The following is a 19802-nucleotide window of genomic DNA, read 5'->3' as shown; positions in this document are numbered from 1 at the left end:
CACGACGTCGTCCCGTGATGACGAGACCACCCCGGTGCACTCTCGACGTCACCGGGCGACGTCGAGTGCTCGCCCCGGCGATGCCCGCACCGCAGCGCAGCCGAAGGCCACCCGACCAGGTCACGTCGCGGCGACGATCCGCGAACGGCAGCGGGCAACCGCCGGCCGGCGCCGTGGCCAGCATCCGGCCCCCGGCGCCCTCGCTGACACCCTTCTTCCTGCACACCGCCGTGCGCCGCACCCCCAGCGTCATCACGCCCCCACGATCAACCCCAGCGCCGACACCACCGTCAGGACCAGCACAGCCTTCTCGAACACCTTCTGCGGCACCTGTCGCGCGACCTTCCGCCCCATCAGCGCCCCCGCCACCACCAGCGGGACCAGCAGCAGGTCCATGAGCACATAGGGCAGGGTCACCAGACCCAGGCCGATGGAGAATGGGAGCTTGATGAGGTTGACGGCGGCGAAGAACCAGGCGCTGGTGCCCAGGAACGTCAGCACCGGCATGCGCATCGCGTAGAAGTACAGCGACATCGGTGGGCCGCCGGCGTTGGCGACCATGGTGGTGAACCCGCCGAGCGAGCCGTACCCGATCCGGGCCAGCGTTCCAGGGGTGGCTTCTCGCGCGGGGTCTGCTCCTGCACCCGCACCCGCCGTCGCGCCCCGTCCCCTCCGCCGGCGCCACAACGTGATGGCGATGAGCAGCAACAGGATCGCCCCGATCCCCGCCCGGACCGCCTCGGCGTCCGCGAGCGCCAGGAACGCGACCCCGATCAGCAACCCCACCAGCACGCTCGGGATCAGCCGCACGAGGGTGCGCACATCCGGCTCGCGCCGGTACATCCACAGGGCCATGGCATCCCCGACGATCAGCAGCAGCAGGAGCGCGGCCGTCGACTCCTTGGGTGGCAGGACCAGGGCGAACAGTCCCACCGCGAACGTCGTCGATCCCGGGAGCGCCGACTTCGAGAAGCCGACCACGAGCGCGCCCACGGCGAGGAGCACCCAGGCGAGGGCAGGGAGCTGCGGGAGGCTCCCGAACAGTTCGGCGATGGGAACCTCCTGAGTGAGCTGGCGCCGTCGCCGAGCACGTCGCCACGAGCGAGGGCCCTTCCGGGCCGTGGAATCAGCATTCTCCCCCGGCCGTGGGCCGTGGGCCGCGGCATCGGCGACACGACAAGGCCGGTGCAGATGACCCGCGGCCATGGAGCAGATCCCGCGGTGAACGGGGGCTTCTGTGCCCCCCGCCACGAGCCCGGTACTGCCGCACTCGATATCTCATACATGAGATACGCTTCCCCGCATGCAGACTTCCGAGGACTACCGCGAGCGCGTCGGCACGCTCATCCGCGACGCCCGCCTCCACTCCGGGCTCACCCAGAACCAGCTCGCCGACAAGCTCGCCACCAGCCAGAGCGCCGTCAACCGCATCGAGAAGGGCCAGCAGAACCTGACGCTGGACATGCTCGCCCGGATCGGCACCGCACTGGACTCCGGGATCGTGGAGATCGGCACGTCGAGCCCCAGCCACCTTCGGGTCCACGGCCCCACCACCCTCAGCGGGTCCATCGACGTCAAGACCTCCAAGAACGCCGGCGTCGCGCTGCTGTGCGCCTCGCTGCTGAACCGCGGCACCACCGTGCTGCGCCGCGTGGCCCGCATCGAGGAGGTCAACCGCCTGCTGGAGGTGCTCACCTCGATCGGCGTGCGCACCCGCTGGCTGGGCGAGCACGGCGACCTCGAGATCGTCGTGCCCGAGCACCTGGACCTCGCGTCGATCGACGCCGATGCCGCGCGCCGCACCCGCAGCATCATCATGTTCCTGGGCCCGCTCATGCACCGCGCCGAGCACTTCCAGCTCCCCTACGCCGGCGGCTGCGACCTCGGATCGCGCACCGTCGAGCCGCACATGACGGCCCTGCGGCCCTTCGGCCTGGACGTCGTGGCCACCGATGGCCACTACCAGGCCACGGCCACCCCGAACACGGGCCCGACCCGGCCGATCGTCCTGACCGAGCGCGGGGACACCGTCACCGAGAACGCGCTGCTGGCCGCCGCGCGGGTCGAGGGCGAGACCGTGATCCGCAACGCGAGCCCCAACTACATGGTCCAGGACCTGTGCTTCTTCCTCGAGAAGCTCGGGGTGCGGATCGAGGGCATCGGCACCACCACGCTGCGGGTCCACGGCGTCGCGGACATCCGCACCGACGTCGACTACGCCCCCAGCGAGGACCCCATCGAGGCGATGAGCCTCATCGCCGCAGCGATCGTCACGAAGTCCTCGATCACGGTGCGCCGCGTGCCCATCGAGTTCATGGAGATCGAGCTTGCGGTGCTCGAGGGCATGGGCTTCACCTACGACCGCTCCGAGGAGTACCTCGCGGCCAACGGCACCACCCGCCTGGTGGACATCACCACCCACCCCAGCGAGCTCACGGCGCCCATCGACAAGATCCACCCCATGCCCTTCCCGGGGCTGAACATCGACAACCTGCCGTTCTTCGCCGTCATCGCGGCGACCGCGCAGGGCCAGACGCAACTGCACGACTGGGTGTACGAGAACCGCGCCATCTACCTCACCGAGCTCAACAAGCTCGGCGCGCGCGTGCAGCTCATGGACCCCCACCGCGTGCTCATCGAGGGCCCCACCCGCTGGAGCGGCGCCGAGCTGGTGTGCCCGCCGGCGCTGCGCCCGGCCGTGGTGATCCTGCTGGCGATGCTCGCCGCCAAGGGCACCAGCGTGCTGCGCAACGTGTACGTCATCAACCGCGGCTACGAGGACCTCGCGCAGCGGCTGAACGCGCTGGGGGCGCGGATCGAGACGTTCCGGGACATCTGACGGGCGGGGCGATCCCGGCGCATCAGGTCGGAGCCGCCCATCCGTCCTGTTCGCACGCCCGGGCCTCGGCCCGATCAGCCGATGAACACCAAGCCCGGCAGCGACGCCGTGATCGTCTCCGTCAGGATCGCCGGGACCGCCGCGAGCGCCAGCAGGGCGAACACCGTGAGAGGGACCGGCCGGTGCCTCAGGCGTGCGCGGATCCCGATCACCAGGACCGCACCGGCGAGCGCCGCGCCGACGGCGAGCGCAGGGCCCCTCCACGCGAGCGCCTCGACCGCCGGGAGCACGTCCTCGACGGGGACGTCTCCGGTCGGGGCGTACGCGAACCATCCCCCTGACACCGAGGAGGATGCACCGGTCGCCAGGAACGTGCCGAGCGAGAGGGCGATGACGAGCAGTGCCGCGGCGATGCAGATGCTCGCGCGGTGCTCGCGGGGCGGCGCGACGTCGCCGGTGGGGTCCTCGACCATGGGGCAGGCCTTCGGGGTGCGGCGCCGCACGGTGGCGGAGCGGGCGGAGCGTCGGCGTCGATGCGCCGCTGCGGTGATGATCGCATGCGGGAAGTGCGCGGCCCGCGCCGTCCCGGCGACGAGCGTGTCGATGCCTCAGCGCGCCACGTCACGGCACGCGTTCGTCCAGACTTCCTGCGCGAACGATCCCGAAGCGGACGCGATGCCTTCCCTTGGCCCCGGGCCACGGCTACGGTGCACAGCCTCAACCCCGATGCAGGAGTCAATGATGACAACTGACAGCACCCCCACCTTTTCGCGCCGCGCCGCCCTTCTGGGCGGGATCGGCGTCGGCACGACGGCCCTGGCCGCCGGAACCCTCGCGAGCCCGGCCGTGGCCGCACCTCCTCGCGCACACGGCGGAGCAGGCACCGGATCAGCCGTGCACCACGAGCCCGGGCGCCTCTTCCCGACGCTCGATCGGGTGCGGTCGATCCGGGTCGCCGACATGTCCGATCTCGACGGCTTCGACCGTCTCCTCCTGGTGACCCTGCAGGGTGTGGTCAACCGGTCCCGACCGGAGATCTACCTGATCGTCGACCCGGTGGACGCGACCTGGGTGGACGACCTCCCCGTCCGCGTCCAGCGGGAGAAGGATCCGTGGAAGCTGCTGGATCGATACCGCCGGTGCATCGCGGGCGCGATCGTCTATGACATCGATGCTCCGGACACCATCAACCTGGCCACGACCCTCGCCGCACAGCGCGGCTGCGTCGTCGCGAGCGCGGATCAGGCCGCACAGCACGGCCTGAAGATCGTCGAGGACCTGCGCGGCCGTTTCGCGGACGATCCTGCAGCCATCTATGAGTACGCCATCGACGAGCTCTGGGCCGGGACCCGGCACGAGATGCTGGTGGGCCTGCCCCCGATCCACACCGTCGAGGTCGAGGGCGTGACATGGACCGAGGTCCTGCGCGCCGAGCAGCCGGTACGTGACTCCTCGAACCGAGGGACCTACACGGTCGACCTGTCCTCCCACGTGGGAGCGGGCACCGTGTTCGTCCAGCTCGCAGACGCCTTCCCCAAGGATGGCTGGGGCCCTGCCCTGCACCATGTGTCCGTCGAGGTCGACGGGGCGGCGGGCCCCGCCTTCACGCCGGGCGGCGAGGAGGAGGCGCCGTACCTGTTCGATGCCGGCGGCTCCCAGACCGCAGCGGGCAAGCGCTTCGCCGACGGCGGGGCCACCTTCATCTATCGGTTCGAGGTCCCCGCCGGGACGACGTCGCTGACCCTCGCCCTCGAGCTCGAGAACGAGTACCTGGTCTCGGTGACCGACACCGCCCCCACGCGGGTCGAGCCCTTCACGTCGTTCCGCGACTATGCGATCGCAACGAACTCGCTGGTCACATGGCTCCCGCCATCGGGTGACAGCGGAAGCCAGTTCGAGGAGCTGCTGTCGCGGATGGAGCCGGGCTCGGTGTATCCGGGATGGTTCTCCGATGACGTGGACGGGGAATGGTCCGGCGTCGGCCTGTGCAGCCAGCACGGGGTGATCGTCGTCGCGGCCGACTACTACACCAATGCGTCCGTGCTCTCAGGCATCCGGGCGGAGACCGCCGCCTCCCCTGCCGCGCCGACGGGTCGTGCCCCGCAGGCGGGGCGCACGTACGTCACCCTCACCTTCGGGGAGGGAGACAACATCCAGTACTGCCAGCGCCAGATGCGAGAGCTGTGGGACGACGAGGCCCGCGGCTCCGTGCCGATGAACTGGACCATCACGCCGCTCCTCGAGGACGTGGGACCGGCGCTGCTGCACCACTTCCAGGCGACCGCCACCGAGCTCGACGGGTTCGTGTGCGGACCTTCCGGGGCGGGCTACACGTACGGTGACTCCTGGCCCCAGGACGAGTTCGCACGCTTCACAGAGCTGTCGGGCGCGTACCAGGCGCGCACGGGCCTCGACATCATCTACGCGTACAGCACGCCGACGGCCGAGCAGCCGTTCCCGCGCCTGCCGGACTGGGTGCTCCAGGACTACCGGGACGATGTGCCGCTGCGCGGGATCATCCAGACCGACGAGAAGGCGTCGATCTCCGAGCCCGGCGCGATCGTGCCGCTGATCGGGACGCTGTACCCCTCGGGCGGCGTCGAGGAGTACCACACCGCCATCACCGACAGGATCGCCGCCCACGAGGGCGATGCGCCGCTGTTCCTCGCCGGGCTCATCAATGCGTGGTCATGGACCCCCACCGACGTGCGCGACCTGGTGGACTCCCTTCCGGAGGACGTCGAGGTGGTGCTCGCCGACGAGTTCTTCGACCTCTTCGCGCAGACCGCCTGAGGCCGACGGTCCACCGTGCGGGGGGTCCGGCCTGCGCCGGACGCCCCGCACTCCTCAGCCCCGCAGCAGCGGGGCGATCTCCCGCGCCCAGGCGGCGACGGCGTCGAGATCCCGGAAGTCCCCGACCGGGGTGCGCAAGGACCTCAGCAGCACCCGCTCGTGCAGCGGGATCCGGTCCATCAGCACCCAGCCGGCGAGGTTGCGCACCGCGACCGGTGTGAACGGGGCGTCTGCGAGGAAGGCGTCGGTGGCCTTCTGACGTCCGGCCTTGGCCGGGTCCGAGGCCGATCCGGAGCAGGAGAACACGGCCACCGGTCGTGCGGCGAGCGCCTCGGCGTGGCGCGTGACCCACTGCGTGAAGGGCTTCTCGAAGGACTCGACGCGGACGGAGGAGCCGATGACCGCGGCGTCGTAGACGCGGGGATCCGGGTCATCGGCCACGTCGACGGCGGTCGCGGGGTGGCCCATGGCGGTGAGGGTCGCGGCGATGTGCTCGGCGAGGGTTCGGGTGGCCCCGGAGTGGGTGGCGAAGGCGATGAGGGTGGTCACGGGGACAGGGTGGCACGGCCGGCGCCGGTCGGTGCGGGGCCTCAGTCCCGGGTTCGGATGCGATCCCGGGTCCGTCGCGGACCGACCTTGGAGCTCGCTCCCGGCCCGGGCCCGCTGGACACCGGGCCTCGATCCGGGGACAGGCCACCGTGGCCGACCGTCCTAGACTTCTCGAAGCCCTGCATCGTGGATCGGCAAGGAGGCCGCACATGTCCCCAGGACGCACCGCCGTCATCGTCCGCGGAGGATGGGCCGGTCACGACCCGGTCGGCACCACGGACCTGTTCATCCCCCATCTGCGTGAGCACGGCTTCACCGTGCGCGTCGAGGACTCCCCCGCCGTCTACGCGGACGCCGACGTCATGGCGGCCACGGACCTCGTGGTGCAGTGCGCGACCATGTCGAGCATCCGCGACGAGGACGTCGTGGGCCTGCGGAGGGCGGTCGCCGCCGGGACGGGACTTGCCGGTTGGCACGGCGGGATCGTCGACGCGTACCGCGACAGCGCCGCCTACCTGCAGCTCGTGGGCGGGCAGTTCGCGGCGCACCCGCCGCGGGACCTGCAGGATCCCGCCGGAGGCCCCGGGGACAGCGACACCGCGCACACGATCGACGTGCTCCCCGAGGCGGCGGACCACCCGATCACCCGCGGCATCGGGAGCTTCCCGCTGGTCACGGAGCAGTACTGGGTGCTGGCCGATGCCCTGTGCGACGTGCTGGCGACCACCACCCAGGCGGTGCGGGCGGGCGACCCGTGGGACCGGCCCGTGGTCTCCCCCGCGATCTGGACCCGGCAGTGGGGCCGCGGGCGCGTGTTCGTGTGCACCCCGGGGCACGATGCCGAGGTGCTGCGGGACGAGAATGTGCGGACCATCGTCGAGAGGGGCCTGCTGTGGGCGGCACGCTGAGCACCCCGGCCGCGAGGAACGCGGCGCCGATGCATCTCGGGATCATCGGCTGCGGCACCATCGTCGGCGCCTATCTCGAGACCCTTCCGCGCCTGCCCCTCGTCGAGCTCGTGGCCGTCGCGGACCTCGACCCCCTGCGCGCGCAGGCGGTCGCCGACCGCGTGCCCTGCGTGCGGGCCCTCACCGTCGACGAGCTCCTCGCGGATCCTGGCGTGGACACCGTCCTGAACCTCACGATCCCCGCCGCCCACGCCGAGGTGGACCTCGCCGCGATCGCCGCGGGCAAGAACGTGTACGCGGAGAAGCCCTTCGCGGTGACGGACGCCGACGGCCGGGCCGTGCTCGAGGCCGCGCGCACGGCGGGCGTGCACGTGGGCAGCGCCCCGGACACCGTGCTGGGCACCGGCATCCAGACCGCGCGGGCGGCGATCGACGCGGGACGCATCGGCACGCCCGTGGCCGCGACCGCCACGATGATCACGGCCGGTCATGAGCGCTGGCACGCCCAGCCCGACTTCTACTACCGCGCTGGCGGCGGCCCCCTGCTGGACATGGGCCCGTACTACGTCCACGCCCTCGTGACCCTGCTGGGGCCGGTGCGATCGGTGCTCGGCGCCTCGCGGCGCTCCCGGGACACCCGCACCATCGGCACCGGACCGCGGGCCGGGGAGGTGATCCCCGTCGAGGTGGACACGTACGTCACGGGGATCCTCGTGCATGAGTCCGGGGTGCTGTCGACCCTGGTCATGGGGTTCGACGGGGCCGGGACCACCGCGCACCCGATCGAGGTGCACGGCACCGCGGGGACCCTCGGCGTGCCGGACCCCAACCTGTTCGACGGGGACGTGCGGCTGCTGGTCGAGGGGTCCGACTGGGAGGTGCTGCCGGTGAGCGCCGGATACGTGGATGCCGGCCGCGGGATCGGACTGCAGGACATGGCGGCTGGGATCGCGCGGGGTGAGGGGTTCCGGGCGAGCGGGGAGCTGGGGCAGCACGCGCTCGAGGTGATGAACGGGGTGTTGGAGGCGGCGCGGAGCGGTGGGCAGGTGGGGGTGTCGACGTGGTGCGGGCGACCCCAAGGGGTCCGGTGGCGCAAGGGGGACTCTGACGGCATCGGTCACTGAGGCCGTCAGATGAATCGCCCCAGGTTCGGTGGAGTCGCCTGAGCTTCGGAACGAGGATTGAATCGTGCCGATCTAGCCCAGTGTGGAGCAGCTGACGACGCGGCGGTACTCCGATCAGAGAGGTTGGCGGCGAACCGTCTGTTCCGTTCGCTACGTGCGGAGCTGAGAACCGAGCACGGTACGTCCCTCCCGGCTGCAACCCGGCTGGCCCACGAGTTCCTACGGCAAGATTCCCTTCTTCGGGGCGAACCCTGACGGTCAGTAGTCGCCTACGTCTGCATCGTCAACGACTGCTCCACGGCGGAGCTCAACCGTGGATCCGCGCGTCAGCGGCCATGGAAGACCGTGGACGATGACGACGCCGACGAACCGACGCGTCGCCACCGCGTTCACCCGTCCGACCGCGAGAACCGGTTCGTCATGCAGTTGCTTCCGGCGAACAGCACCTCGCCCAGCAGAGCGTCGGTCGCCGCGCGGATCTGCTCGGCGACGGCAGTGTTTGCCTCGGCCAGCAGACCGGGCACTGCGGCGCCGTCAGCTGAAGCTGCGGCCTCGATCGCGGCGTGCACGGTGGCGTGGCCGAGGGCGAGGGTGCGCTGCTGGTAGCGCTCGATCGCGGGGATAACCTCGGAATAGTGCGCGTCGGCGAGCGCGGCGATCATGCGGGAGGCCCAGTAGAAGCTGTCCGTGCTGACGGTTGCTTCGGTGGTCGTGAGGTACGCGGGCGCCTCGTCGACGTTCGTGAACATCGGGATCAGCGTGTTGAACGGGTTGGAGGCGTAGGCGACCCACTGCAGCGCCCGATGGGTGTCGGGGAGGTCCGGGCGGATCTGCAGGATCGCGAGGACGTTGTGCCGGTTGATGCCGACGGGCCGGAACGCTCGACGCTCCGCCGCGGCGCCGTGCGACGAGTACGGGTCGAAGACGGTGCCCTGGTAATGGGAGCTGAGCACGTCCTTCACGTCCTCCACGGTGAGCAGGCGCTCGGGCCGGCGGCTCCACGGAAGGTCGTCCGAGTCGGGGCTCGCGCCGGGCAGGCCTGCGTCCCAGTCCTCCGCCGCCGGGTTGAGGGTGCGCTGCATGTACCAAGCACGAGGCGTGTTGTAGACGTGATCGGCGTCGGTGTGGGAGCCGAACGCCTGGCGCGGGTTGAACACCGACGGCGCCGCGTCCTCACCGTTGCGCCGCGTGAGGTCGAGGTGGTGGGTCATGAGGAAGCCCCGGAGGTCTGGGCTCGCGAGATGGTTGCCGCCTGCACCCTCGGCGTCGTCGAGGTCGAAGGAGTCGATGCCCAGTTGGTTCGGCATCGTCACGTAGTGGTCCTCCGGCACGCGCCGGGCGATCCAGTGGTGCCCGCCCACCGTCTCGAGCCACCAGATGTCCTGCTCGTCGCTGAACGCGATCCCGTTCATCTCGTACGTCCCGTGCTCGGCAAGCAGCGCCCCCAGCCGCTCGACACCCTCTCGTGCGGACCGGATGTAGGGCAGCACGAGGGTGACGAAGTCTTCCTCGCCGAACCCGCCCGGCGTCCCCGTCGCCGCATCGTGCTCAACCAGCGGATCCGCGCCGAGCACCCGCGGATTGCTCGTGATCGTCTCCGTGGCGCTCATGGCGACGTTCGCCGCGTTGATACCGGCGCAGCCCCAGATCCCCTCGCCGGGCAGGGCATTCGGGATCGCCGTGTACCGCAGGGGATCACCGGGCAGCTCGATCGTGCGTTTGCCGATCACCGAGGTGTAGGTGCGCGGCTGATCGGCCGGCTGCACCACCACGACCTTCTTCGGGTCGAAGGTGCCGCTGCCGGAGTCCTCGTTGCGGGCGACCAGGGGAGAGCCGTCGGCGCTCGCGTTGCGGCCGACGAGCAGGGTGGTGCAGGGCATGGGGATGGGCTCCTGGTACGAGGGGGTGCGGAGGGCTCCGTCACTCTACGACCGGGTGGGGTCAGGGGCGGGGCAATTAAATGTCATCGCGGGGAGGGACATGCAGCAACGAGGGCGCATTCGAACCGATCCTCTGCGTTTTGCGCCAAAGTGCGTCAATATTGCAGCAACAACCCTTCGTTCCAGAAGAGGCCGGCCCGCCCCGCTGCCCGCGCCATCACCGACGAACTCCGCGAGAAGGAGCTCCGCGGCCGCGCCGGGATTGCAAACAGGTTCACCCAGAAGGGGTGGATTCACCGGGTCGTCGCACAACCCCTTGACTTCGGAGGTGACTGGTGGTCCGTCATCCGGAGCCAGCGGCAGGTGACCGGGCCGATGGGCTTAGAAGCCCAGCGATCACCAGAGCTCTCCATCCCGATGGCCCGTATAGGAGGCGATGAGCTCCTCGACGTCGACACTCGCATCGACCGATGGATACGCGACCCCATCCAGTGTTCGGAGCAACGCATCCACCACGACCTTCGCACCCTCCGGCGGCACCGCCATGCCGATCTGCCTGCGCACGCTAGGCTCCGAGCCGAGAAAGCGGAACGAATCCGGAAAGGTCTGCAACCTGGCACGCTCCCGGTTGGTCAGCGCGCGCGGTTCGGCCCAGTGATACATGTGCGTCCCCCCGCCGCCCGATCCGGTGACCGTGTACGAAGGTGCGTCCGGCTCCAGACGGCGATAGATGTTGCTCAGCGTCACACCCCTGACGTTCAGCTTCAGCGCGGGGTCCTTGAACTCCGTGTTGAACGCATTCCGCCCCGGGGCGATGGCCGCGATCCGTTCGACCACCGACGGCCGATGCCTGATCCTCGTGTTGTTGTACGCCTCTGGTGCGATTGGTTCGAGCTCCAGGACCTGACGTGCAGTCTTCTGCATGGACGGCGCTGCCGTGGTGGGTTCGGGAACTCGGAATCCTCGTGGTAGGTCATCCCTGATATCTCGTCGAATGCCCGTGATCAGGATCCGATGCCTCTTCTGCGGAAGGCCGTACTCCTCGAACTTGTACAGGTGCGCGACCAAGTCATACTCCAGGTCTCGGTCTATGCCAGCCATCGAGCTCTCATATCGGGACACGAAGGCGGGATCCGTCACCGCGGCAGAACCAGGCCACCGTAGCGCGGTCAGGATCTTCGCGAACGCCTGCCCGCCATTCGCCCTGGAGAGCCCGGAGACGTTCTCAGCGATGAACCACTTCGGGGCGTGCAAGGCCAATGCATGGACCCCGTACGTGTAGAGCGCCCCATAGTCACCCTCGAGCCCGCGATGCTCACCGACCGTGCTGAAGTCGTTGCACGGGAACCCGAAGGCGAAAGCGTCGAATGCCGGGACCGTGCGCAGATCGAACTCCCGGACATCGGCCACGTGGACGGTCGAGTCATCAGCACCCGGGATGTTCCGCCGATAGGTGTCGGCGGTGTCCGAGTGGTACTCGACCGCCCAGCCATGCGCGGTGGTCGACGACCTGCCGACCATCTCCGGAGGTCGATTCGCGAACTCCGCGCCGAGGGCGATGCCTCCAGGGCCGCTGAACATCTCACCGAGGACGTATCGCGCCACCGTTACCACCTCCACAAGACCCGTTCGCGAACCCCAGCAGCCTACACCCGGCCTGCCCATGAGCAGCATACTCACAGCGCACCCCGACAGACGATGTCGAGTAACGACCTCATCAACTCGCTAGCCTTCGGATATGTCGAACGACGCACCGAGGCCCAGCAGCGACGCCGCACGGAGGACCATGAGGGCGAACCGCCGCAGGGACACCTCGATCGAGCTCGCCGTGCGCCGCCGGATCCACGCTGCCGGGCTGCGATACCGCGTCGACTTCCCGGCAGATGACTCGGACCGTCGCCGACGCGCCGACATCGTGTTCACGAGGGCGCGGCTCGCGGTGTTCATCGACGGGTGCTTCTGGCACGGCTGCCCCCTGCACTATGTGGAGCCCCGACGTAACGCGGGGTACTGGAGGCCGAAGATCGCGCGCAACATGGAGAGGGATCTCGATTCGACACGGCGACTTGTCGCCGCCGGCTGGACCGTGCAGCGCTATTGGGAGCACCAGGATCCTGGTGACATCGCGTCGAGCATCATCGACACGGTCGGTCCCCGTCCTCCGGACACGCCTCGATCGTCAGCGGGCGTCTGTACTCTTCACAGCGAGACTCCGGCAATATGCGGGGAGGCACGATTAGGGAGATCCGGATGAACCCTGGCCAGTTCGACGATGCGCGAGCCGTATTCGAGGCTCTGATGAAGAACCGCGTCGGTGATCAGAACCAGGACGTCGCGAGGCGCGAGGTGATAGCACTCGTCTCCCGCATGTACGACGGCTTCGAGCCCGCGCTCGAGCAGTACGAGACCGAACGACGCGAGGGCATCGACAAGATCGTGATCTTCGAGGGCACCCTCCGCCGGGCAGGTGGGACGAAACAGTGGTACGGAGGATCCCTCGCCTCCCATGGCGCATGGCCGGAGTATCGGGAGAGGCTCGAGAAGAGCGGACTCCCCCAGAAGGCCATCAACGCGATCGACGACTCCACCGAGAAGATCCTCTCGCTCTGCGCCAACCCCAAAGCTCCCGCGGACAAGCGCAAGGGGCTTGTCATCGGCTATGTACAGTCGGGGAAGACCGCCAACTTCACCGGCCTGATCGCGAAGGCCGTGGACGCTGGCTACCGCGTCGTGATCGTCCTCGCCGGCCTGTACTCCAATCTCCGCGTCCAGACGCAGCTTCGGCTTCAGGCCGACCTCGCCGTGGACGATGTGGGAGACAGCTCGGGCATCGCGTGGCACAGGTTCACGAGCCCCGACGCCGACATCGGCAAGGACAACTCCCCCGGCCTGTTCAACAGCACTGCCAACGTCGCAGTGCTTGTGGTCAAGAAGCACGAGCTGCGGCTCTCGAACGTCCAGAGGTTCCTCGAGTCCGTGCCTCCGGAGACCCTCAAGAAGCGCGGTGTGCTGATCATCGACGATGAGTCCGACCAGGCGACGCCCAACACCCAGGGGCGCAAGGGCCTGGTCTCGACCATCAACCAGCGGATCCGGGACATCTGGAAGGCAGTTCCCACCGGGACCTACGTCGCCTACACGGCGACTCCCTTCGCCAACGTCTTCATCGATCCCTCGGACGAGCACGATCTCTACCCGGATGACTTCATCACCGTGCTCCCCAAGCCTGACCTCTACATGGGCTCCGAGCTCTTCTTCGACGTGAAGCAGGACGCGGACGATGCGGAGGATGAGGCCATCCGGGAGCTCTCCCATGAAGTCCCCGAGCATGAGGCCGAGGTGTTCACCCCCAAGCCAAAGGCCGTGGACGACTTCTCCCCGCTCATGACGCCCACGTTGGAGGCGGCGATCCGATGGTTCATCCTCGCGACGGCGATCCGAGAGATCCGATCCGGTCGCGCGAGGAACTCCTCGATGCTCGTCCACACATCCCAGCTCGTCGCGGTTCATCGGCTGACCAAGGACGTGATCTCGCAGTTCATCAAGGAGCTCTCCTTCGACGTGGAGAGCCAGGAGCCGAACTTCAAGAAGGTCTTCGATGCGGAGGGCGACAGGGCGACCTCCATGCGCGACGGCGAGCGCATGCCCGCCTGGGACGAGATCTGGGCCCTGGCGAAGGACGTGCTCCAGTCCACGTTCGTGAAGATCGACAACGGGGAGTCCACGGATCGACTTGTCTACACCGAGGGCGAGCCTCAGACTGTCATCGCCGTCGGTGGCGGCACGCTCTCCCGTGGGCTCACCCTCGACGGACTGGTCGTCTCCTACTTCCTCCGTTCGAGCAACAGCTACGACACCCTGCTCCAGATGGGCAGATGGTTCGGGTTCCGTCCTGGCTACCGTGACCTCGTCCGTGTGTGGATGGGCCCGGGGCTCGAGGACGACTACGGCCACCTGGCACGCGTCGAGAGCCAGCTCCGTGACGAGGTCCGCATCATGGAGGGCGAGGGGAAGACCCCTCGCGAGTTCGCGATCAAGGTCCGAAGCCATCCCGGGCGGCTCGAGATCACCAGCGCGGGCAAGATGAGCGCGGCCGATCTCGTGAAGGCCGGTCTGGGAGGAACCCGTCGTCAGACGATCTACCTCGATCGCTCGCCGAAGAGCATCGGCACGCAACGTGAGGCGGCAAGTCGGCTGGTCGCTCGGGTCCAGAGCCACGGCGGCCCCGTTCTGACGCGGCGGTCCCGCGGGTCGTCCGGGCTCCCCTCGCTGCTCCTTCCTGGCCTTACCCACGCAGACATCGTCCAGTTTCTCCGGGAGTACTGGGTCTCACCCACGGAGAGGTGGCTCCAGCCCGACGCGATGGAGCGCTGGCTGCATGAGCACGGCGCGGATACCGAGTGGAGCCTCGTCCTCGTCTCCGGGCCGGCGACAGGAGGCACCGTCGTCGAGCTGCCCGGGGGGCTCTCCGTCGGCACCTCCAGCCGTGCCCCGCTGAGTCCCGAGAACTGGTCGCCGGACCGTCTAAAGGTCGACCTTCCGGACGGGAGCGATGTGGTGAACATCCGCGCACTGATGTCCGCGGAGGACTACCTGCTGGATCTCCGGATCTTGGCCGACCAGGACACCGAGGACCTCTCCACGGAGGAACGCGAGATCGTCGGGGCCGCGAGGAAGGGCGACATGAAGCAGATGAGAGGAGTTCGATCGGAGATCCGTCCGAACTCCGGAGCGCTGCTCCTCTATGCGGTGGACGGTGATTCCCAGCCGGAGAGCTCGTCCTCCACCCGTGCATCTATGGGAGCTGGCGGCCCGCTGGTCGGGCTAGGGGTTGTCTTCCCGAGCGTCGAGACCGAGGACCCCGGTGAGTACTGGGCTGCCGCTCTCCAGGACGTCGGCACTGACGACGAGGGGCTCGCCAGCACGCCCGACGATGAGCCTGACTACTCTCGCGTTGACACGGCATGAGCAACGGATTCCTGCGCATCGAAGTGGCCTACCAGCGCCTGACCGGGAGCCACGTGGAGATCGGCGAGGCGCTGCGTGTCCTCGTCGGCCCCTCAGGGCGACCATCGGATGCCATCCTCTTCAAGGACGACAGCAATCTCATCGGTCTGCTCGTCGAGCTCCCGGAGGGTCGAGACCGATTCGATCTCCCCTTGGGACGTACCTTGCGCACGGATTGGGTGACGACAAGGGGCACCGACGGCACCGCGGTCCGGCTGAAGGTCCTGTGCACCGATGCCCGGCTCAGGCGGACCTTCCTCTCGCTCATCGGCGAGATGCTCGACCGGGCTGACGAGTCCGGCAGATTCTGCATCGACGAGCTGAACGAGGTCCTGGGATCGTGGCGGGCGGCGCTGGCGCGTGCCCGGAGGGAACTCGATCAGGAACGGGCCATCGGACTGTTCGGCGAGCTGTCCGTCCTGGAGCAGCTTGCACGCCGAGATCCGATGGCCGCACTCGCCGCGTGGAAGGGACCGGAGAGCAATCGCCACGACTTCGCAGTGCGCAATGCACTCGAGGTGAAGACATTCACGGGGACCGGGGCACCGGCCGTGACGATCCACGGGGTCCGCCAGCTCGATCCCCCGGCATCGGGACGGCTGCATCTCGTCGCGTTCAGAGTGGCCGAGTCAGCTAGCGGTTCGACCCTCTCCCAGCTCGTCGACCGCATCGTTCTGTCAGGCATCCCCCGCGATCACCTCGAGCGCTCCCTCGGCGACGATGCCTCCTCGATCGAGAGCATGGACCGGAGCTTCGCGATCGAGGAGACACGTCTCCATGAGGTCGTGCCTGATTTCCCCGGCATCCGCGTCTCCCGCATCGACAGCTCAGTGCTGTCCGGAGTCGATGACGTCCGGTACACCCTCAGGCTCGACGCATGCCCGGGCGTGCTCGATCCCCTCGATCTCCCTACGATCCTCGAGGAGCTCTGACCTCCGTCCATGACCGAACCTCTCCATTGGTTCCCCAAGCGGTTCTCCCCGGGGGACATGGATGCCTCCGGCGGCGATCGACTGCTCGGGAAGTCAGAGCTGTCACGGCTGGCCGTTGTCATCCGCGAGATGGCGCAGAACAGCTGGGACGCTCGGATCGGCGAGAGCGCACCCCTCTTCGGGATCGCTCTCCGGCGGACCACCTACCAATACCGCGAGGCCCTCGCCTCGCTCCTCAGCGCAGGTCCTCTCACCGACCTGGACGGGCTTCGGCGCACCTCGAACTTCCGTGTGCTCGAGATCTACGACCGTGGGACGTGCGGTCTGGACGGTCCTTCCGACCTGTCTCCGGCCGGCAGAGGAACCTCCACCCGATTCCAGGACCTCATCCTCAAGTTCGGCGTGAGCCACAACGACGGTTCGACCGGGGGGACCTACGGCTTCGGGAAGACTGCCGCCTTCGCGTACAGCGGGCTCGGGACCGTCATCTACTGGACCCGGTGTCGGAACCTCGAGGGTTATCTGGAGCATCGATTCATCGTGTCCTCCTTCCGAAGCTCCTACGAGCGGAGTGGCTTCCAGTACACCGGCAGACATTGGTGGGGCCGATCGGACGACGACGGCACCTCGATCCTCCCGGTGACCGGACCGGCGGCCGCCGCGCTCGGGGAGCAGCTCTTCGATGTGGGGTTCGCGCAGAACGAGACCGGGACCTCCATCCTGATCCTCGATCCCCTCATCACAGATGAGGAGGACACGGAGGACCCTCAGGCAGATCCGCTGCATCGCCTCAGCAGCGACCCGGAAGCGGTCGAGAAGGACTTCGCGAGACGTGCCCGCCACGCGATCCGAGCCAACCTCTGGCCGAAGATGATTCCCGAGATCCCCGGGATGCCTGCCCCGATGCGGCTCGAGCTGCGAGTCCACGATCGGGTGATCGATCTCGACCCCCAGACCTCAGGGATGCTGGGGCACTGGGGCGCTGGGCTCAACGCGATCAGGGAGATGCGTCGGACAGGGTCCTCATCGGTGACGACACCCAGCGGGCTCCCCGTGAAGGTGCTGGAGGTGAGCAGGTACCAGAAGGTCATCGGTCATCTTGCGCTTGTCCGGCGCATCCCCAGCATGGAAGCCCCATCGACGGAGGACGACCTGGATCCTGCGTCGGCCGATGGACGGATCCTCAGAATCGCGCTCATGCGGGGCAGGGCAGAGCTGATCGTCACGACGGTGGATTGGGTCGATCGCACGCCGGCGCCCGGGATGGATTGGATCGCTGTCTACAAGTCGACGGACGAGTTCGACGCTGAATACGCCGACGCCGAGCCTCCTGCGCACGACAACTGGGTCAGCGACGGTGCCGGCAGCGAGTCCGCCAAGATCGTCCGCCACACCCGAACTCGGGTGAGCAGACTGATCAGGGATGAGTTCTTCCCCGAAGCCGCGCTTCCCTCAGCGGACCGGGATCCGCAGAGGATCCAGCTGCCCACCGGGGCACTGTCGCGACGGCTGGGAGCGCTGCTCCCCATATCGGCTCCGACGCCCCCCACGAGCCGGGCGGGGACCGGGGGCGGCCGTCGCCGCTCGTCGGGCCCAGCACCCTGGATCGTCGAGGCAGAGGCTCCGAGGTTGATCTGCACCAGCACGGACGGTCGCCAGCGTCAGGAGGTCAGCTTCGCCCTGCGAGGAGGGGAGGACTACGGATGCGTGACGCTCGCCGCGAGCCTGATCGGTGACGAAGGCCTGCACGAGCCCATCCCCGTCGAGGAGCTCGACATCGAATGGGGCCCCGGCACCACCGACCATGGAGACGAGGCCCTCGTCCCTACCGGCGCGATGACCTACGTGCGGTTCAGCGGAGCACCCCGGCGCGCCCTGAGGATCTCGATGAGCGGAGGGCCCGCCGATGGCCGTTCTTGAGTCGAGGCCCTTCCTCGCCCCGTCGCGATCGGCCGTGCACGTGGACGTGAGCCTGATCGAGCCCGCCACGGAGATCGAGCGGATCAGCGAGCTCTGGGAGACCGGGCAGCGGATCGTCCTGCGCCTTCGCGCGACCCTGGAGGACGACTTCTGGGAGCAGACCTCCATCCTGCGTGACGAGCCGGTCCTGCTCGTGGGTCTGGTGACCTGCCTGCCTGCCAGGGCGAACTGGCGACGGGACAGCACATTCCGGCTCCACGACGGGATCTGGGAGGCAGAGACCCTCGTCGAGGTCGATGGATCGGTGGCAGCGGTCGAGCTCATCGCGGACGCCTGGATCGTGGGACCCGGCCGCACGGGCAGTCAGGATCCGTCGACCGCGATCCACGCGGGTGCCAAGCTCTGGCAGCTGTCGTCCCCCATCAAGCTCGCACTCGCGAGCGACACCGCTGCTTTCCCGACCACTGCGATCTCCTTCGCAGAGACCGGGCGAAGAGATGTGCCATGGTCAGTCGAGATCAGCCCCGAGGCGGAGCCTCACTGGAGCGTGAGCTCCTCCATGCGGCTCTACGTGAACACGGACTCGGAGCTCGGTCCCCGACTCGTGGACGGAACGGCGGCTGAGGACATGTACACCCTGATCCAGAGTGATATCCATCTCGCCGTCCTGTATCAGCTCGCGATCTGGCGCGATGCGGTTCCTCTGCCTCGGATGCAGGCCCAGGCTGAATCGGACCCCGTCTCTCTCGCGGCATTCGGCGCCACCCTTGCTCAGGGTCTCGGCCTACCGCTCAACGAAGCGCTCCGAGCGGCCCGCGAGGAACCGCTCTCACTGGTGACCCGCTCTCGAGAGGCGCTTTCCTTCGGCAGAGAGATGAAGAATCCATGATGCGCATCTACCCACAGATCAGCCGGGAGGATGCTGTGGCCTCGCTCACCGAGCTCGAACAGCTCATCCGCACCGGCGCATCGCCGCGCCCCCTGGCCGACGGTCTCCACCCCCGGACCAGCTTCAACCAGTTCGGAGGCGTACCTGCTGATGAGCACCGGTTGAGAGAGCTTCGGAGCAGGCTTCTCGACACGCTCGCGGAAGTGCCCATGGGAGGACGGGAGGGTGATCGACGGTTCGACATCGTGGTGGGCTCCTTCCTCGCGGACTGGTTCGGAGAGGACGGCCGCAGCCAGGCGTCGAACCCTGAGATCTGGCCCTACCTGACGATCCTGGTCCTGCCGGACCTTGCCGTGCGCCGATTCGGCCCGGACAGGATGGGGAAGCTCCCGCGGGATCGCTACCTCTCGGGCCGAAGGAACGTCTTCTATCGCGCCTACCTCCGCTCGTGGATCCTGGGCGATCTGCTCATGGACCCGGATCTGCCCCTGTACGAGGACGACCTCGTCGGCCTGGTCGATCGCAACCTCTCCGCGGACCATCGGATCGCGCGGCTGGTCGGGCGCCAGATCCGCAGCACGCCAGTGGGCGAGAGCCGTAGGGATACCGTTCGGAACGGCTTGAAGGCGCTCCAGTACGAGTTGCGAGTCAGCGACCTCGCCTCGCTCGATGATCATTCTGCGGAACGAGTGATAGCACGCAATTTCACGTCGTGAGGACGGTACAAGAGCGGCCTCATCCTGGGCGCCGTCAGGTGTTATTTCATCCACGGCACTGAGAATCCATGCAGGGAAAGGTTTCTAGCGTTCGCGCTGGACCCGATTCGAGGCGGCGGGGAGGGCGGTGCAATTCCCGGCGGCGACATGGGCAATGGCCCGGCCATCGACTTCGACACGTCCGACCAGGCAGGGCCTTCCGGCGCGGTTGAGAAGCTGATACGGGTGGGTCATCGAACGAATCT

General features: G+C 68.2%; 15 protein-coding genes. 10 read left to right on the top strand and 5 right to left on the bottom strand.

Annotated elements, in window-relative coordinates; genetic code table 11:
- Positions 1 to 252: 252 nt before the first annotated feature.
- Positions 253 to 1005: a sulfite exporter TauE/SafE family protein gene (locus ACT3TZ_RS10490; protein WP_444583366.1), complete on the bottom strand. Its 753-nt coding sequence runs from the start codon at positions 1003 to 1005 to the stop codon at positions 253 to 255.
- 298 nt (positions 1006 to 1303) lie between these two features.
- Here ACT3TZ_RS10490 and ACT3TZ_RS10485 point away from each other — a divergent pair, with 298 nt between their 5' ends.
- A complete protein-coding gene (locus ACT3TZ_RS10485; RefSeq protein ID WP_444583365.1) occupies positions 1304 to 2839 on the top strand; it encodes a UDP-N-acetylglucosamine 1-carboxyvinyltransferase in 1536 nt (511 codons plus the stop codon).
- A 74-nt stretch (positions 2840 to 2913) separates the two neighbouring features.
- Here ACT3TZ_RS10485 and ACT3TZ_RS10480 read toward each other — a convergent pair whose 3' ends face one another.
- On the bottom strand, positions 2914 to 3312 hold the full coding sequence (locus ACT3TZ_RS10480; protein ID WP_444583364.1) for a hypothetical protein: 399 nt from the start codon (positions 3310 to 3312) through the stop codon (positions 2914 to 2916).
- Positions 3313 to 3580: 268 nt separating this feature from the next.
- Between ACT3TZ_RS10480 and ACT3TZ_RS10475 the strand changes: the two genes are divergently transcribed.
- Complete coding sequence (locus ACT3TZ_RS10475; protein WP_444583363.1) at positions 3581 to 5632, top strand: GxGYxYP domain-containing protein; 2052 nt, start codon at positions 3581 to 3583, stop codon at positions 5630 to 5632.
- Between the two features lie 54 nt (positions 5633 to 5686).
- Here ACT3TZ_RS10475 and ACT3TZ_RS10470 read toward each other — a convergent pair whose 3' ends face one another.
- On the bottom strand, positions 5687 to 6181 hold the full coding sequence (locus tag ACT3TZ_RS10470; RefSeq protein ID WP_444583362.1) for a flavodoxin domain-containing protein: 495 nt from the start codon (positions 6179 to 6181) through the stop codon (positions 5687 to 5689).
- Between the two features lie 209 nt (positions 6182 to 6390).
- On the opposite strand from ACT3TZ_RS10470, the gene ACT3TZ_RS10465 reads away from it, so the two are divergent.
- Positions 6391 to 7089, top strand: coding sequence for a ThuA domain-containing protein (locus ACT3TZ_RS10465; protein ID WP_444583361.1), 699 nt, complete (start codon positions 6391 to 6393; stop codon positions 7087 to 7089).
- 29 nt (positions 7090 to 7118) lie between these two features.
- Complete coding sequence (locus tag ACT3TZ_RS10460; RefSeq protein ID WP_444583360.1) at positions 7119 to 8213, top strand: Gfo/Idh/MocA family protein; 1095 nt, start codon at positions 7119 to 7121, stop codon at positions 8211 to 8213.
- A 389-nt stretch (positions 8214 to 8602) separates the two neighbouring features.
- Here the strand turns inward: ACT3TZ_RS10460 and ACT3TZ_RS10455 are convergent, their stop codons facing one another.
- Positions 8603 to 10093, bottom strand: coding sequence for a C69 family dipeptidase (locus ACT3TZ_RS10455; protein ID WP_444583359.1), 1491 nt, complete (start codon positions 10091 to 10093; stop codon positions 8603 to 8605).
- 396 nt (positions 10094 to 10489) lie between these two features.
- Positions 10490 to 11698 carry a DNA cytosine methyltransferase gene (locus ACT3TZ_RS10450; RefSeq protein WP_444583358.1) on the bottom strand — a complete coding sequence of 403 codons (1209 nt, stop codon included), beginning with the start codon at positions 11696 to 11698 and terminating at the stop codon, positions 10490 to 10492.
- A gap of 133 nt (positions 11699 to 11831) precedes the next feature.
- Between ACT3TZ_RS10450 and ACT3TZ_RS10445 the strand changes: the two genes are divergently transcribed.
- From ACT3TZ_RS10445 to ACT3TZ_RS10420, 6 genes are read left to right on the top strand one after another with little or no spacing between them, the layout of a single operon-like run.
- A complete protein-coding gene (locus tag ACT3TZ_RS10445) occupies positions 11832 to 12347 on the top strand; it encodes a very short patch repair endonuclease (protein ID WP_444583357.1) in 516 nt (171 codons plus the stop codon).
- Positions 12314 to 15061 (top strand): Z1 domain-containing protein, encoded by a 2748-nt coding sequence (locus ACT3TZ_RS10440; RefSeq protein WP_444583356.1) that lies wholly within the window; start codon positions 12314 to 12316, stop codon positions 15059 to 15061. Before ACT3TZ_RS10445 ends, ACT3TZ_RS10440 begins: the two co-directional genes overlap by 34 nt.
- A 53-nt stretch (positions 15062 to 15114) precedes the next feature.
- Positions 15115 to 16032 carry a PD-(D/E)XK motif protein gene (locus ACT3TZ_RS10435; protein WP_444583355.1) on the top strand — a complete coding sequence of 306 codons (918 nt, stop codon included), beginning with the start codon at positions 15115 to 15117 and terminating at the stop codon, positions 16030 to 16032.
- 9 nt (positions 16033 to 16041) lie between these two features.
- Positions 16042 to 17952 carry a hypothetical protein gene (locus tag ACT3TZ_RS10430; protein ID WP_444583354.1) on the top strand — a complete coding sequence of 637 codons (1911 nt, stop codon included), beginning with the start codon at positions 16042 to 16044 and terminating at the stop codon, positions 17950 to 17952.
- 46 nt (positions 17953 to 17998) lie between these two features.
- Complete coding sequence (locus tag ACT3TZ_RS10425) at positions 17999 to 18841, top strand: hypothetical protein (RefSeq protein WP_444583353.1); 843 nt, start codon at positions 17999 to 18001, stop codon at positions 18839 to 18841.
- Positions 18838 to 19557, top strand: a complete 720-nt coding sequence (locus tag ACT3TZ_RS10420) for a hypothetical protein (protein WP_444583352.1) — start codon at positions 18838 to 18840, stop codon at positions 19555 to 19557. Before ACT3TZ_RS10425 ends, ACT3TZ_RS10420 begins: the two co-directional genes overlap by 4 nt.
- The last annotated feature ends 245 nt before the right edge of the window (positions 19558 to 19802 follow it).

This window comes from Brachybacterium sp. AOP25-B2-12 (assembly GCF_052378625.1).
Lineage (GTDB): Bacteria > Actinomycetota > Actinomycetes > Actinomycetales > Dermabacteraceae > Brachybacterium.
The sequence above is the reverse complement of the archived record's forward strand: the minus strand, read 5'-3'. Positions and strand labels throughout refer to the sequence as shown.

Excerpts from the sequence above, each read along its gene's own strand:
- ACT3TZ_RS10485 (WP_444583365.1), top strand. The coding sequence starts at position 1,304 with ATGCAGACTTCCGAGGACTACCGCGAGCGCGTCGGCACGCTCATCCGC.
- ACT3TZ_RS10455 (WP_444583359.1), bottom strand. The coding sequence starts at position 10,093 with ATGCCCTGCACCACCCTGCTCGTCGGCCGCAACGCGAGCGCCGACGGC.
- ACT3TZ_RS10440 (WP_444583356.1), top strand. The coding sequence starts at position 12,314 with ATGCGGGGAGGCACGATTAGGGAGATCCGGATGAACCCTGGCCAGTTC.
- ACT3TZ_RS10480 (WP_444583364.1), bottom strand. The coding sequence starts at position 3,312 with ATGGTCGAGGACCCCACCGGCGACGTCGCGCCGCCCCGCGAGCACCGC.
- ACT3TZ_RS10475 (WP_444583363.1), top strand. The coding sequence starts at position 3,581 with ATGACAACTGACAGCACCCCCACCTTTTCGCGCCGCGCCGCCCTTCTG.
- ACT3TZ_RS10465 (WP_444583361.1), top strand. The coding sequence starts at position 6,391 with ATGTCCCCAGGACGCACCGCCGTCATCGTCCGCGGAGGATGGGCCGGT.
- ACT3TZ_RS10430 (WP_444583354.1), top strand. The coding sequence starts at position 16,042 with ATGACCGAACCTCTCCATTGGTTCCCCAAGCGGTTCTCCCCGGGGGAC.
- ACT3TZ_RS10460 (WP_444583360.1), top strand. The coding sequence starts at position 7,119 with ATGCATCTCGGGATCATCGGCTGCGGCACCATCGTCGGCGCCTATCTC.
- ACT3TZ_RS10445 (WP_444583357.1), top strand. The coding sequence starts at position 11,832 with ATGTCGAACGACGCACCGAGGCCCAGCAGCGACGCCGCACGGAGGACC.
- ACT3TZ_RS10420 (WP_444583352.1), top strand. The coding sequence starts at position 18,838 with ATGATGCGCATCTACCCACAGATCAGCCGGGAGGATGCTGTGGCCTCG.